Raw genomic sequence first — 14,299 nt, forward strand, 5'->3', positions numbered from 1 at the left:
CAGAGGCCTCTCCCAAGTTTCAAAATGGGTCAGGCTTAAGTTTGCTGCAATGAATATCAAAAAATATGCTCTCCATGTGGCTTCATGAAGAGCTTTTTTGTTGTTATTTGAGGTTTAATGCGGGGTTTTTTGACGAGCTGAGCTGAGAGCGTAAGCTCTCAGCCTTTTCTTATTGTTCTTCCTTTTTGATGCCGAATATGGCTCTGAGGATACCCGATATGAATTTAGGGCTCCTGATAACAACTATCTTCAATGTATGTACCTCCCTTGATGATATATTACATTATATTCATCAGGGGCGTTTTTGTTACTTAGGAGTTGTAATTATAAGTGCAAGTCCGCTGTTTACGCAAAGTCTTGCAGCACCCTCGGTTATCTCATTGCTGACACCGATGGGGAAGGACTGCACAAGGCAGTGATTTTCGAGGGGATACTTGACCCCCTTCAGGTAGTCGATATTAACTGTCTCCGTAAGAGCGAATACTGAGAAATAAAGCTCGCCACGCTCGTCGGGATAAGTCACCTCGCCGTCGTCCGCACTCTGTATCCTGAGTATACTGTCGCCTATTATTCTCAGGTCACAGCCCTGCTGATAGGTGTATATCATGGTCTGGATATTGGCGAAGCTGTGCTCAAAACGTGCTCCGCCAAGTGCTCCGTAGAGGTCGATATTCTTATATCCCAGCTCTATCGCCTTCTTGACAGCCATAAGAGTATCAGTATCGTCTTTTTCGGGGATACTTGAAATTATCTCAACATTCTCGGGGAGAGGTTCTGTATAAGAATCAAAGTCTCCCACAATGATATCGGGAACTGTTCCAAGCTCTTTCATGTGTCTGTATCCGCAGTCTGCACAAATGATAAGATCTGTCTTTCTGCGCAGTTCTTCCTTCCAGCCGTTGTCTTTCTGCGGCAGATCACCGCCAGCAATTATTGCACATCTGTTCATTTCAGTTCCCACTCCTTGAGCTGTTTAGCTTCTTCGTACATAGTCTTATAGCTTTCATGACGGCTCACCGATATATCACCGCGCACCACCGCTTCGACCACAGCGCAGCCCTTCTCGCAGACATGGGCGCAGTCCCTGAAACGGCAGTTCTCCGTATACTCGGCGAACTCGCGGAAGCAGCCTGCAAGCTCTTCCTTGCGGATTATATCGTACCTGTTAGTATCAAATGTGGAGAAACCGGGAGTATCTGCGATATACCCCCCTCCGCTGAGTTTATAGAGCTCCGCGTGTCTTGTGGTGTGTCTTCCTCTGCCGAGCTTGCGGCTGATCTCGCCTGTTGCGATGTTCAGTGTCGGGTCGATAGCGTTAAGCAGCGTAGATTTTCCCGCACCCGAGTTGCCCGTGAAAGCACTTATCTTACCGCACAGCAGTTTTCTGACCGCATTGATCGTGGATTCATCATCATAGCGGACTTCCGCCACGTCAATGCCTATTCTGCCGTAAATATCATATATAGGTGTACTGTCACCGAGATCTGTTTTTGTGATGACCACCGCAGGAGTAATATTCTTATACTCTGCGATGGCGATGAACTTGTCGAGAATAAGGTAATTCGGCACAGGTTCGCAGGTCGAGACTATGAATATGAGCTGATCAAGATTGGCAAGGGGGGGTCTGATGATACAGTTTTTTCGGTCAGCTATCTCCGAGATAACGCCGTCCTCGACGGTCACGCGGTCGCCGACGCAGGGACTGATACCCCTGTTGCGGAAAACACCTCTCGCCTTGCACTCATATATACCGTCAGGGGACTCTACTGTGTAGAGTCCCCCTAAGCATTTTATAATTATTCCGCCGGTATTGATATTACTCATCAATAGAAACGCCAACTGTTTCCGGGACCTTCCCAGTCGCCATTTTCATATTCTTTATACTCGATCCAGTTGCCGTTATCATCATAGATACCGTTCACGCCCGGTTTACGTCCTGACTGATCCTGTGTTGTAGGCTGAGTATTATTGTTATTGGTTGTTGGCTCGATATACTGTGTCGGAGGATCTGTAGGAGCTTCTGTCTCAGGCTGCGGGAATCCGCCAAGTCTCTCAAACGCACCGTAGATGTCCTCGGAATTCTTTGTATAACTTCCGTTTGCGAAGTTGAATGTGTAGGAAGCAAATGTCTCTGACTTTGAAGTTGTCAGGTTTGTAAGGATAGCAGTTACATTGACATCCTTGCCTGAACCGCTGATAGTCTTATTGATGCTTCCCATCTGAGGACAGATGATAGTACCTGAAGATTCGGTCTTTGTCTTGCCCTTTTCGTCGATGATGAAGTCGATACAGAAACGTCCGCTTACATCTGACGGGAATGATATACTGTAATCTACCTTACCGTCAGGGATAGTACCGTCGCTGACGTAAAGTGTGATAGTTGAACCGCCCTCGATCTTTGTACCCTTTTCAGGATCCTGACGTACAACTATACCTTCCTTCTCATAAGAAGGCTCAGTCTCTGTAACGACCTTGAGGTTCTTATATCCTGCAAGTTTTGCAGCATCGTCAGCAGTCTTGCCGACGTAGTTCTCCATTTCCATCTGCTCAGCATTAGCACCCATGCTGACATAGAGGATTACCTGTGAGCCCTTGTGTACCTGAGTACCTTCGCTCGGCTCTGAGCTTATAACGTAGTTCGGGAGCACCTTATCATGTGATCGTTTACGAACATCAGGTTCAAGTCCGCGCTCAGTGAGCTGAGCCTTAGCGATCTCAATGTTCATATTCTCAACATGAGGAACTTCAACAGTCTCCATGCCCTTACTTACTGTTACCTTACATACAGCGCCCTTGCTGAATGCCGATCCGGCTTCGATACTCTGCTTGATGATAGCGTTTTCATCGGCTTCATCGTATTCCGAGCCCTCGATCTCGAACTTGATGCTGTTGCCCCACTTGGAGACTGCCATGTTGTAGTCAACGCCATAGAGGTCAGGCATCTTGTTCTTGCCGCCGAAGGACATATTCTTAAAGAAGCCGCTGAACATTGTAGCTACGAATATTACCGCAACTATGATAACTACGACTACGACTGCTGTAAGAACAGGAACTACCAGTGATGAACGTTCCTCTTCCTCGTCCTCATCGTCCTCGTCGCTGTAATTGTTATTACTCGGGTAAGCATCGTTGTATCTTTGTGCAACAGCGCCTGCACCTGCGCCCGCACCGCCTGCCATTACAGCGGCTGTAACAGGAGCCTTTGCCTTTGAAGCGTAGGCATTAGCAACTTCCTGTCTGCTCTCGGTCTGGATATCGCCGCCTGTCACAGTACCGTCAAGGATCTCGGCATTGTTCTCGTCGGTATCCTCGGTATAGTAACCAAAGGAGATATGCGGATCAGCCTTGAATGCTTCGATATCACTTATCATCTCGGCAGTTGTCTGGTATCTGTCCTCAGGAGCCTTTTCCATAGCTCTGAGAACTATCTCCTCAAGACCGTCAGGGATATCAGGGTTGATCTGTCTCGGGCGCTCTGGGATATCGTGCATATGCATAACAGCGATAGCAACGGGGTTGTCGCTGTCGAAAGGCTTTCTGCCCGTAAGCATCTCGTACATCATAGCGCCAACGGAGTAGATATCGCTCTTAGCGTCGGTAACGTTGCCGCTTGCCTGCTCCGGACTGATATAGTGAACGCTTCCGATAGCCTGATCGGTAGCAGTCTTACCTTCTTCGCGGGCGAACTTGGCGATACCGAAGTCCATGACCTTGATAGTACCGTCGGTGAACATCATAATGTTCTGTGGCTTGATATCGCGGTGAACGATGCCCTTATCATGTGCGTGCTGGAGAGCACGGAGTATCTGTATAACGAAGTGTACCGTATCCTTCCATGAAAGGACTCTCTCCTCCTCGATATACTCTTTCAGAGTGATACCGTCAATATACTCCATGACGATATACTGTATCTTTTCGGAAAAGCCGACATCGTAGATCTTAACGATATTGGGGTGAGAGAGGACAGCGATCGCCTTGGATTCATTTCTGAATCGGCGAAGGAACTCCTCATTTTCCGCAAATTCTTTTTTCAGTATCTTAATGGCTACCGTTTTGTTGTCGATAACATCAACGCCCTTGTAGACCTCAGCCATACCTCCGACGCCGATAAGCTCGGTGATCTCGTATCTTCCATCGAGCTTTTTGCCAATATTCTTGTCCATTTCCTTTCCTCCTGCGTTAGTCAGAAATTACCGCAACTGTTACATTATCGCGGCCGCCCTTACTGAGGGCTAATTTTATAAGTTCGTCTGCAACATCATCAAAATCTGAGTTAAGTATGACGCTGTATATATCATCGTCGCTGCAATAACCCGAAAGGCCGTCTGAACATAGCAGCAGGCTGATCTTTCCCTCATAGTCGAGCATAAACGTATCGGAGAGCACCGTTTTATCAACTCCGACTGCTCTTACGAGCATATGCTTCTGAGGGTGGACCTCCATTTCCTCTTCGGTTATCTTGCCCTGTTCAAAGAGCACAGCGGCAACATTGTGATCTGTAGTTATTTTTACAAGCCCTGTATCGGTAATGAGGTAAGCCCTGCTGTCACCGACGTTGGCTATAAATGCTGTATTTTTATTGACGAAAGCTGCCACGCAGGTAGTACCCATGCCGAAGTTCTTGAAATCGAACCTCGCCCGCGTATATATCACGGAATTGGCTGCCGATATCGACGAAATAAGGAGCTTACGGATCTCCTCATCGCTGAGGCTTTCCTTGTAGTCAGCCGAAAAACGCTGAAAGAATTCTTCTATTGCGAGCTCGCTGGCCTCCTTGCCTGCGCGTTCGCCTCCCATGCCGTCACAAACCACGGCAAGCACATTGTGGCCGAAATATTCACATCTTACTGCGTCCTGATTTTCTTCGCGTACAAGACCGATATCCGTGCCGAAGCGAAACCTCAAGTATCCGCACCTCCGTTTCTTTTACTCTGTTCGGCGGCATCGCGTCTGAGCTGACCGCAAGCCGCTTCGATATCGCTGCCGAGAGTTCTTCTCACGGTAGCATTTATACCTCTTCTGCCCAGCTGCTGTGCGAATTCAGCAACTCCTGAGCGAGCTGTATGATAATTGCGTTCTCTGACCTTATTGACGAGGATAAGGTTCACATGGCAATTCATACCGTGCAGCAGATGCGCCAGCTTATCGGCGTCCGCGGCAGATGAATTGACGTTGTCGATAACGGCATACTCAAATGTGACACGCCGTCCCGTCTTTTCGATATAGTATCTGCAAGCCTCCATGAGGCTGGGCAGATCGTACTTTTTGTTGACAGGCATTATAGTGCTCCTGCCCTCGTTGTCCGCACAGTGAAGGGATACCGAGAGCGTCAGCTGGAGCTTTTTGTCTGCCAGTTCATATATACGCGGCACTATGCCGCAGGTGGAAAGCGAAACATGGCGCAGGCTCATATTATTGCCGTCCTTATGGGAGAGGAGTTCCAGAAACTTCATAACGTTGTCGAAGTTGTCGAGGGGCTCGCCTATGCCCATGAGAACGATGCCCGAGACCTTTTTGCCCAGGTCGCGCTCTGCCTCATATATCTGCATGAGTATCTCAGAAGGTGTCAGGCTCCTGACATATCCTGCGATAGTGGAAGCGCAGAAGTTACAGCCCATTTTGCAGCCCACCTGAGTGGACACGCAAATGCTGTAGCCATAGCTGTATTCCATAAGGACAGTCTCGACAAAATTGCCGTCAGAAAGCCTATATAGATATTTTACCGTATTATCTATGGCAGATTCAAGCCTTTTCTGCACAAATAGTCCATTTATACAAAAAATTTCATTCAGACTGCGGCGCAATTGGACAGATATATCAGTCATTTTGTCGAAATCGAAGACCCTTTTTACGTGCAGCCACTGGAAGATCTGTTTGGCACGGAATTTCTTCTCTCCGATATCAACAAGGACAGCCTCTATCTCGGACAGGTCCATGCTCAAAATATCCCGTTTTTCCAAATCGTCTGCACCCTTTTCTATCTTATTTTTCGGAATTTTGCAATGAAGAATCCGTCGTCGGACCCGTTCATCGGTGAGAGCGTCACGCGGCTCCCGAAGCTCTGCCCGTTCCACTGAGGGAGCATGACTTCTTCAAGCTCGGGGTGCTCACTCAAAAGCCTGTCGCAAACCTCATCATTTTCTGCTTTGCGGACAGTACAGGTCGAGTACACCAGCTCTCCGCCAACGCTGAGATAATTCAATGCGTTGGTCACTATTTTATATTGTATGTCAGGAAGCCCGTTAAAATCAGTCAAATCCTTATATTTTATCTCAGGCTTCTTGCCGATGATTCCCATGCCTGAACACGGGACATCGCAGAGTATCTTTGTGAATTTCGGCAGGTCTGCATTGAACTTTGTCGCATCGCCTGCCGCTGCCCTGATATTGGCAAGTCCAAGGCGCTGAGCGCCCTTGCTGATAAGCTCCGCACGTTTTTCATGAAGGTCGAAGGCGTATATCTCGCCCCTGCCGTTCATGAGCTCCGCCATTGTGAAGGTCTTTCCTCCCGGAGCTGCGCATATATCAAGAACGATATCGTTTTCTGCGGGAGCCAGAGCCTCGCAGCAGAACTGTGAAGAAAGCCCCTGAACGTGAAAATATCCCTTTTTGAAGGCTTCTGTAGCGGTAACATCACCATTTTTCGCGGAATAGCAGTTTTCGCTGAGTTTTTCGGCACTGATATCACCGAGAGCCGCAAGAAACTCCGCTTCTGTACATCTATTCGCATTCACGCGCATAAATGTGACACTTTTTTCAAGAGAAGCTGCTAAAAAATTTTCCGTCCACTCTGCTCCGTAGTCGGCAGTAAGCGCTCTGACGAACGGCACAGGCACGGAATACTTCACAGAAGCTGCCTTGATGCTGTCTTTCGGCAGTTTCAGCTCCTTGCCGCTGCGGATAAAATTCCGCAGAACAGCATTTACCATACCCGAAGCGCTTACCTTGCGGAATTTCTTCGCAAGAGCCACGCTCTCGTTTACCGCAGCATTATCGGGCACACTGTCCATGTACATTATCTGATAAACGCCGCAGCGCAGTATATTGAGTATTATGCTGTCCAGCTTTTCGATAGGGCGCGAGCTGAGACCTGCGATGATGTGGTCAAGGGTGAGCTTCCTCTCAATGACACCGTAGTATATTGCCGAGCACAGCTTCTTGCCGCGGTCATCGAGGTCTGAGCCCTTCAGACCGCTGTCAAGCTGTATATTAGAGTAGCTGCCGCTGCTGAATGTTTTATCCAGCAGCCTGACAGCGAGATATCGGGGATCAGTCATTATCTTTTTCTTGCTATCAAAACGAGTCTGATAAGCTGCATGAGTGAAGCAACAAGAGATGCAACATATGTGAGAGCTGCTGCCTTGAGCACCTTTCCTGCCATAGGGATCTCTGCGCTTTCGAGTATGCTGTCCTGCTCAAGAGTCTTGAGAGCTCTGCCGCTTGCATCGAACTCTACAGGGAGAGTGATGAGCTGGAAGAGTACAACAGCTGCGAACATTGCGATAGATACATATATAAGTGTAGTACCAATAGAAAGGCTGCTTATGAAAATACCGATCAGGAATAAGAAGTACCAGAGTTTTGAGCAGAAGCTTACTGCGGGAACTACCGCGCTTCTTAAAACGATAGGTCTGTATTCCTCAGCGTGCTGACAAGCGTGTCCGCACTCGTGAGCTGCAACACCGATAGCTGCAACAGATGTCTTGCCGTAAACTGAATCGGAAAGTCTTACAACGTTTGCCTTTGGATCGAAGTGATCGCTGAGCTTTCCGGGGATATGCTCGATATTAACGTAGTAGAGACCATTGGCATCGAGTATTTTTCTTGCCACCTGATCTGCGGTCAGACCTCTTGAATTGGCAACCTTACTGTATTTGCTGAATGTTGACTTTACATTGATCTGAGCAATTATCGGTATGATAAGCATTCCGAAGAGCAGTAAGAGCTCAATACCGCCGCTGTACCTGCTGCTTGATCTGTAACCATATGAGGAATAGTACCTCAAAGCGACCATCATAAAGTTTGTGATATACATATAAAATCCTCCTTATCCAAGAGTTTCTCCCTCTGAAAGCTTTTTGCCTCTGAGGAAATCCTCTGTTTTCATGCGTTTTTTACCTTCGGGCTGCACCTCAGTGAATACGACAGCGTTTCCGTCGCCGCATTTAACGGCAAAGCGCTTTGTATCGACAATTGTGCCGTTTTCGGCATCAGGACAGCTCTTATGGGCAAGCTCTGACCTGAACACTTTCAGGCGCTTGCCTTCAAGCATTGTAAAACCTGTAACTCCGCGGATAGTATTGTGTACCTCCGCAGCTGTCTTAGTGAAGTCAAGAGCGCTCATCTCCTTGCGTATCATAGGAGAATAGCAGCTCAGGCTGTCGTCCTGCACTTCAGGCTTCAATTCGCCCTTTTCCAGTGCAGCGAGAGTTTCCGCAAGCACCTCTCCGCCCATAGCGGAAAGCCTTGCATAGAGCTCCTCATAGGTCTCGTTTTCGCCTATTTCAGTGCTCTTCTTGATGAGCATATCGCCTGTGTCCAGACCCTCGCTCATCTGCATGGAAGTAACGCCGGTTTCCTTTTCGCCGTTGAGCAGCACCCAGTTTATGGGAGCAGCTCCCCTGTATTTCGGAAGGAGCGATGCGTGTATGTTTATACAGCCGTATTTCGGCAGCTCAAGCACTTCCTTGGGAAGTATCTGTCCGTAAGCCGTTACCACGATGAGGTCGGGAGCAGCTTCGCGGAGTATGCTCATCGCCTCAGCTGCGTCATCGCCCTTTCTCAGTGAAAGCGGCTGATAAACGGGAAGTCCGTATTCAAGTGCCGCAGCCTTTACGGGAGTAGGGATAAGCTTGTATCCCCTGCCCTTTGGCTTGTCGGGCTGTGTGAACACCGCTGTGACCTCGTGGCTGCTCTCGGCAAGAGTGCGCAGACAAGGCACGGCGAAGTCGGGAGTTCCCATAAATACTATTTTCATTGCTTCGTCTCCTCTGGTACAAAGAATTCTTCGACTATTTCTGTGAATACATGACCGTCAAGGTGGTCATTCTCGTGGCAGGTACACTGAGCGCCGAGCTCTGTGAAATCACGCTCGAACCAGTTTCCGTTGCGGTCCTGAGCTTTGAGGTGGCAGCTCATAGGTCTTGTAACGTAGCCCCATACGTTAGGACAGGAAAGGCAGCCCTCCTGCACTCTCTGCTTGCCCTCTTTTTTGGTGACCTCGGGGTTTATAGCCTCGATGCTGTCGTTCTCGTCAAGGTGCATAATGAATATCCTGCGGCAAATGCCGATCTGCGGAGCTGCAAGACCTACGCCCTCAGCCTTGTTGAGAGTCTCATGCATATCATCAAGGAGCTGTGCCAGCTTCTCGTCGAACTTTTCCACAGGTTTGCAAACCTTATGGAGGATCTCGTCCTTATCGGTTAAAATTCTTCTCAGTGCCATTTTATCATATCCTTTTCAAACGCCCACATCGCCGTTCATATCGGCGTAAAGGGCAATGTTTTTCATCTCTTTAAGCTTTGCCGCCTCTGTCAGCACAATGCTGATAAAGCCGCGCATCTCAGCGTTGTTCTTGCATTTCATGATTATCCTGTAACGGTACTTACCGTTGATCCTGCCGTATGAGCATCGGACGGGGCCGAGCACTCTCACGGGAGTTTTCGGCTGCAATTCCCTGAGCCGCAGGTTCATGAGCTTCAGGACAGCATCTGCGCCGAGCCTTGCGGAGATATCCTCATTTCCCGAAAAGCAGAAAATGCACATATCGCAAAGCGGCGGAAATATCATAGCGCGGCGTATGGCTATCTCCTCATTGTAGAAGCCCTTGTAGTCCTGAGCCGCCGCAAGGTTCATGATGTAGTGCTCGGGGATAAAGGTCTGGAGCACTGCTCTGCCGCGGCGCTGTCCTCTGCCTCCTCGTCCCACCACCTGAGTTATAAGTGAGAAGGTGCGCTCATAGCTTCGGAAATCTCCTGCATACAGAGCTTTGTCAACTGAGAGGACCCCTACCAGCGTGACATTCGGGAAATCAAGCCCCTTGCCTATCATCTGAGTACCTATCATGATATCGTATTTGCCTTCGCGGAAGTCCGTGAAGTTCTTTTCGTAGGAGTAACGCGAAAAAGTAGTATCCGCGTCCATGCGGAGTATCCTTGCCTTCGGGAAGAACATATTCAGCTCCTCCTCCAGCTTCTGCGTACCGAAGCCCATATTTTTCAGGTGCTTTGAGCCGCAGGACGGGCACTCCTCTATAGGATCGCTGACGTAGCCGCAGTAGTGGCACATCAGCTTGTTATTTTTCTTGTGGTAAGTGAGTGGAACGGAGCAATTCGGGCAGTACACAGGCTGATAGCAGTCGCAGCAGCTTATGATGGTATGATAGCCGCGCCTGTTGAGCAGGAGTATGGACTGCTCCCCGTTTTTGAGGTTGAGACTTATCTCCTCTGCAAGTTTGCGGCTGAATTCCGTGCGGTTGCCGTCACCTCGCTCAAGGTTCATATCAATGATACTTACCTCGGGGAGCGGCGAATTGCCGTAGCGTTCATTCATTTCGAGCAGCCTGTACGCTCCCCTTTCGGCGAGGTAATAGCTCTCGATGGAAGGTGTCGCCGAAGCCAGCAGAAGTGACGCATTGTGATACGCGCATCGCTGCTTGGCGATATCGTGGGTGATATACCGCGGCGAGCTGTCCGACTTGTAGGAGCGCTCACCCTCCTCATCTATAATAATGAGGCCGATATTATCAAGGGGAGCAAACACAGCACTTCTCGTACCAATTACGATATCCGCGCCGCCCCGTTTTATGCGTTTGTATTCGTCGAGCCTCTGACCGAGGGAAAGACCGCTGTGTATGACTGCGACCCTCTCTCCGAACATCGACCTGAATCGTTTGAGTATCTGCGGTGTAAGACCTATTTCGGGAATGAGCAGCATTGCCTGCCTTCTCATTTTAACCGTATCGTCGATAAGCTTTTCAAATACCGAGGTCTTGCCGCTTCCCGTAACGCCGTGCAGCAGGAATACTGCGGGTTTACGTTCGCTGAGCTGAGCAAATACCGCATCACGGGCATTCTGCTGCTGCTCTGACAGGACGATATCCTCGGGACTTCTCTGCTCGTCGGCAAAGTCCTCCACCTTTCTGAGCACCTCCGCTTCGTACTCCTCAGCCGCACCGTTTGCGCAAAGACGCTTCACAACGGCATCAGTAACGCCGCACATATATGCAGCTTCCTTAACAGCGGCAGCCCCGAATTCCCCGAGGAAATCCGCGACCTTCTTCTGTTTTGGAGTGAGGTTGAAGCACTCAGGCTCAGCCATATACTTTTCGGTCAGGCGCACCATTCTCACAGCTGCATCGCCGACAGCCTGTCTGAAAACATTATCTGTTTCCAGAGCTCCGGCATCGCACAGCTCGTCGATATCGCGTCTGCCGTGACTGATGATATATTTTTCCGCCAGCTCATTCAGCTCACGGCTTCCGCTGACTACAGAAAGATCTTCCAGCAGAGCCGCAGCCTGTGGGCTGAGGGAACTTATGTCCGTGAAATTCTTAACGAGCCTGAACGTTTCTTTGGCGCTCACGCTCATAGCAGGCGGCAGCATAGTCTTTACCGCATCGAAATACGTACAGAAGGTATTCTCTCTGAGATAGAAGGCAAGCTTCAGAAGCTCCGCCGATATCACGGGAGTTTCGTCAACGACGGCGACAAGGGATTTCAGCCCCTTGCTCTCCCCCTCGGTGAGCTTCATGACCACACCTATCCTGCGATTGTTTCCCTTTCCGAAGGTCACCAACACTCTACAGCCGCAGGCGATGGTGTCCGAGAAATTTTCGGGAACAGCATAGCTGAACAGCATATCAAAGGAATAAGCTGTTCCGCTCACTGCGACCTCCGCAATAAGGGGCATTATTCGTTATTCTGCGGAACTGTGCTGACTATCTTGCATTTTCCGCTTGCAAGCTCCTCAACGGCAGTCTTTACAGGCTTCTCCTCAAGGGTCTCGCCGTTCTCGTAAAGCTCCTCCGAGATCTGTCTTGCACGCTTTGCAACAGCGATAACGAGAGAGTAGCAGCTCTCATTCTTTGTGATGATCTGGTTTACTGCTGGTCTAAGCATTTTTTAACACCTCTTCTATAATATTACCCGAGAATTCGGTTTTAAGCTGTTCACCGCGAATGACTGCGAAGAAGTCGCTTACAGCGTCCTCAAGAGCGTCATTGACGATGATATAATCATATTTTTCAGCCTGGGATATCTCCCATGCAGCCTTTGAAACACGTTCCTCTATGACCTCGTCGCTCTCAGTACCGCGCTTTTTGAGTCTGCGTCTGAGTTCGCCGACAGAGGGCGGAACAATGAAAATAAACATAGCATCGGGACGTTTTTCGCGTATCTTCATAGCGCCCTGCGGCTCTATTTCGAGGATAACGTTAAGTCCCTGTTCAAGTCTGCCGTCCACCTCGGAAGCAAGTGTTCCGTAAAGATTCTGGCAATATTCAGCGTGTTCTATGAACTTGCCGTCAGCAATTCTCTGCTCAAAGTCCTCGCGTGTAAGGAAGTGGTAATTGATACCGTCCTTCTCGCCCTCACGCGGAGCTCTTGTAGTAGCAGAGACAGATACCGCAAAGCGTTCGTCTTTGAGTATCTCCTCCAGCATAGTTCCCTTTCCGCAGCCTGAAGGGGCGGAAAAAACTATAAGTCTACCCTTATTCATCGTCATCAGATCCTCCCGATCCGTTAATTCTTGCGGCAAGAGTCTCGGTGATGAGGGAGGACAGGATTATATGACCGCTGTCCATTATCATCACGGCTCTGGTTTTTCTGCCGTAAGTTGCGTCAACAGCTCTGCCGTCATCGCGAGCCTCCTGAACGAGGCGTTTTATAGGAGCTGACTCGGGACTTACTATAGTCACTATCCTGTCAGCCGATACCATATTACCGTAACCTATATTGATAAGCTTCATGGCGTATCACTCTATATTCTGTATCTGTTCGCGTATCTTCTCGATCTCAGCCTTCATATCAACGACTACCTTAGTGATATTGAGGTCCTGAGCCTTTGAACCGATAGTATTTACCTCGCGGTTCATTTCCTGCACGATGAAATCCAGCTTTCTGCCCACAGCCTCATCGCCTGCCAGCATATTTTCCAGCTGAGCGATATGGCTTCTCAGGCGGACAGTTTCCTCATCGACGGCGATCTTTTCAGCAAAAACAGCAGCTTCCGTGATGACTCTCTGGTCGTCGATATCCTTGCCTTCAAGCACTTCGCTGAGCTTCTTGTAGAGCCTGTTTCTGTAGTTTTCGACAGTAATGGGTGAGAACTCCTCCACCTTAGCCACCATAGCGAGTATGCCCTCGGCTTTTTCAGTGACATCGGCTTTAAGGCGTTCGCCCTCGGTCTTGCGCATCTCGACGAAACGGCTGATGGCCTCGGAAGCCACCTTGGAAACGTCCTCCCAGACCTGTTCCTCATCGTCGGGAGTTTTCTGTATATTAAAGATATCAGGGAGCTTCATGAGCTTTGAGAGAGTGATGTCGTCCTCGACACCGAGCTCATCAGCGATGCTTCTGAGCGCGTTGACATATCCCTCGGCAGCGCCTTTATTGATAGCGATCTCTGTATCCTTGCCTTCTATATTGTTTATAGTAACAGACACCTCGACTTTGCCGCGGGAAATGCCTGTTTTAAGCAGAGCCTTCAGCTTTTCGTCTATATAGCTGTAGGTCCTGGGAATTCTTGACGAATACTCATAGTATCTATGATTTACGGAACGTATCTCAACGAGGATATCACGTCCGTTAAGTATTTGCTGAGCCCTTCCGTAGCCTGTCATACTTCTAAGCACCTTATCGCCTGCTTTCTTCTGAATATTTTTTCGCATAAATATGCTATTATATTATTATATCATCAATATAAGAAAAATGCAAGTCTTTTATGAAAATAATGCCGCTGCTGAAGGCAGTACGGAAGCTGCCTGATACTGCACAAAAAAGCTGCACGACAATTGCCGTGCAGCTTGATATTTGTATTAAGTAAGGAATTACTTAGTAGGATCAAGTGACTTGATCTTGCCAAGGAGGAATTCCTGGATCTTAAGAGCATCACCAGCTGTAACGCCCTTAACAGATGTATCAACATCAGCGTTAGCAAGGCCCTGCTTTGTGATAGCAGTAGCATCTGTTCCGCCGAGACCATACTTGTTAGGGTTAGCCTGTGACTGCATGATAAGAACAACGTCAGCCATATCAACCTTATCGTTGCAAGTTGCATCGCCCCAGAGTGTAGCCTTTACA

At 48.9% G+C, this 14,299-nt stretch carries 15 protein-coding genes and 1 pseudogene; all 16 read right to left on the reverse strand.

Translation table 11 applies throughout. The features are described from left to right. Window positions 1-169 precede the first annotated feature (169 nt). The gene (gene spoVM, locus K6G33_RS15310) at window positions 170-253 is read right to left on the reverse strand and encodes a stage V sporulation protein SpoVM (RefSeq protein ID WP_367270515.1); all 84 of its coding nucleotides are present in this window, start codon (window positions 251-253) and stop codon (window positions 170-172) included. 54 nt (window positions 254-307) lie between these two features. Next, a complete protein-coding gene (locus tag K6G33_RS14690) occupies window positions 308-949 on the reverse strand; it encodes a thiamine diphosphokinase (RefSeq protein ID WP_296780951.1) in 642 nt (213 codons plus the stop codon). Further along, window positions 946-1,824, reverse strand: a complete 879-nt coding sequence (rsgA, locus tag K6G33_RS14695; RefSeq protein WP_296780953.1) for a ribosome small subunit-dependent GTPase A — start codon at window positions 1,822-1,824, stop codon at window positions 946-948. Before rsgA ends, K6G33_RS14690 begins: the two co-directional genes overlap by 4 nt. Further along, window positions 1,824-4,163, reverse strand: coding sequence for a Stk1 family PASTA domain-containing Ser/Thr kinase (gene pknB / locus K6G33_RS14700; protein ID WP_296780957.1), 2,340 nt, complete (start codon window positions 4,161-4,163; stop codon window positions 1,824-1,826). Before pknB ends, rsgA begins: the two co-directional genes overlap by 1 nt. Before the next feature lie 16 nt (window positions 4,164-4,179). Further along, complete coding sequence (locus K6G33_RS14705; RefSeq protein WP_296780959.1) at window positions 4,180-4,905, reverse strand: Stp1/IreP family PP2C-type Ser/Thr phosphatase; 726 nt, start codon at window positions 4,903-4,905, stop codon at window positions 4,180-4,182. Next, window positions 4,902-5,960: a 23S rRNA (adenine(2503)-C(2))-methyltransferase RlmN gene (gene rlmN, locus K6G33_RS14710; protein ID WP_296780961.1), complete on the reverse strand. Its 1,059-nt coding sequence runs from the start codon at window positions 5,958-5,960 to the stop codon at window positions 4,902-4,904. The genes K6G33_RS14705 and rlmN overlap by 4 nt, the downstream gene beginning before the upstream one ends. 17 nt (window positions 5,961-5,977) lie before the next feature. Continuing rightward, the gene (gene rsmB, locus K6G33_RS14715; RefSeq protein WP_296780963.1) at window positions 5,978-7,276 is read right to left on the reverse strand and encodes a 16S rRNA (cytosine(967)-C(5))-methyltransferase RsmB; all 1,299 of its coding nucleotides are present in this window, start codon (window positions 7,274-7,276) and stop codon (window positions 5,978-5,980) included. After that, entirely contained in the window at window positions 7,276-8,034 is a 759-nt protein-coding gene (locus K6G33_RS14720) for a zinc metallopeptidase (protein WP_296780965.1), read from the reverse strand. The genes rsmB and K6G33_RS14720 overlap by 1 nt, the downstream gene beginning before the upstream one ends. A gap of 12 nt (window positions 8,035-8,046) precedes the next feature. Next, window positions 8,047-8,976 carry a methionyl-tRNA formyltransferase gene (gene fmt / locus K6G33_RS14725; protein WP_296780969.1) on the reverse strand — a complete coding sequence of 310 codons (930 nt, stop codon included), beginning with the start codon at window positions 8,974-8,976 and terminating at the stop codon, window positions 8,047-8,049. Continuing rightward, window positions 8,973-9,443 (reverse strand): peptide deformylase, encoded by a 471-nt coding sequence (gene def / locus K6G33_RS14730; protein ID WP_296780972.1) that lies wholly within the window; start codon window positions 9,441-9,443, stop codon window positions 8,973-8,975. The genes fmt and def overlap by 4 nt, the downstream gene beginning before the upstream one ends. Before the next feature lie 15 nt (window positions 9,444-9,458). After that, complete coding sequence (gene priA, locus K6G33_RS14735) at window positions 9,459-11,885, reverse strand: primosomal protein N' (RefSeq protein WP_296780974.1); 2,427 nt, start codon at window positions 11,883-11,885, stop codon at window positions 9,459-9,461. Window positions 11,886-11,908: 23 nt separating this feature from the next. Next, complete coding sequence (gene rpoZ / locus K6G33_RS14740; protein ID WP_296780977.1) at window positions 11,909-12,118, reverse strand: DNA-directed RNA polymerase subunit omega; 210 nt, start codon at window positions 12,116-12,118, stop codon at window positions 11,909-11,911. Next, window positions 12,111-12,722: a guanylate kinase gene (gmk, locus tag K6G33_RS14745; RefSeq protein WP_296780978.1), complete on the reverse strand. Its 612-nt coding sequence runs from the start codon at window positions 12,720-12,722 to the stop codon at window positions 12,111-12,113. The genes rpoZ and gmk overlap by 8 nt, the downstream gene beginning before the upstream one ends. Further along, window positions 12,709-12,966 carry a DUF370 domain-containing protein gene (locus K6G33_RS14750; protein WP_296780981.1) on the reverse strand — a complete coding sequence of 86 codons (258 nt, stop codon included), beginning with the start codon at window positions 12,964-12,966 and terminating at the stop codon, window positions 12,709-12,711. The genes gmk and K6G33_RS14750 overlap by 14 nt, the downstream gene beginning before the upstream one ends. Before the next feature lie 6 nt (window positions 12,967-12,972). After that, window positions 12,973-13,851 (reverse strand): YicC/YloC family endoribonuclease, encoded by an 879-nt coding sequence (locus K6G33_RS14755; protein WP_296780983.1) that lies wholly within the window; start codon window positions 13,849-13,851, stop codon window positions 12,973-12,975. A gap of 195 nt (window positions 13,852-14,046) precedes the next feature. After that, window positions 14,047-14,299 (reverse strand): annotated as a pseudogene (locus tag K6G33_RS14760) (glycoside hydrolase); the annotation flags it as partial.

This window comes from Ruminococcus sp. (assembly GCF_024691275.1).
Classification (GTDB): domain Bacteria; phylum Bacillota; class Clostridia; order Oscillospirales; family Ruminococcaceae; genus Ruminococcus.

Excerpts from the sequence above, each read along its gene's own strand:
- rsmB (WP_296780963.1), bottom strand. The coding sequence starts at position 7,276 with ATGACTGATCCCCGATATCTCGCTGTCAGGCTGCTGGATAAAACATTC.
- K6G33_RS14690 (WP_296780951.1), bottom strand. The coding sequence starts at position 949 with ATGAACAGATGTGCAATAATTGCTGGCGGTGATCTGCCGCAGAAAGAC.
- rsgA (WP_296780953.1), bottom strand. The coding sequence starts at position 1,824 with ATGAGTAATATCAATACCGGCGGAATAATTATAAAATGCTTAGGGGGA.
- def (WP_296780972.1), bottom strand. The coding sequence starts at position 9,443 with ATGGCACTGAGAAGAATTTTAACCGATAAGGACGAGATCCTCCATAAG.
- fmt (WP_296780969.1), bottom strand. The coding sequence starts at position 8,976 with ATGAAAATAGTATTTATGGGAACTCCCGACTTCGCCGTGCCTTGTCTG.
- K6G33_RS14720 (WP_296780965.1), bottom strand. The coding sequence starts at position 8,034 with ATGTATATCACAAACTTTATGATGGTCGCTTTGAGGTACTATTCCTCA.
- rpoZ (WP_296780977.1), bottom strand. The coding sequence starts at position 12,118 with ATGCTTAGACCAGCAGTAAACCAGATCATCACAAAGAATGAGAGCTGC.
- pknB (WP_296780957.1), bottom strand. The coding sequence starts at position 4,163 with ATGGACAAGAATATTGGCAAAAAGCTCGATGGAAGATACGAGATCACC.
- gmk (WP_296780978.1), bottom strand. The coding sequence starts at position 12,722 with ATGACGATGAATAAGGGTAGACTTATAGTTTTTTCCGCCCCTTCAGGC.
- K6G33_RS14750 (WP_296780981.1), bottom strand. The coding sequence starts at position 12,966 with ATGAAGCTTATCAATATAGGTTACGGTAATATGGTATCGGCTGACAGG.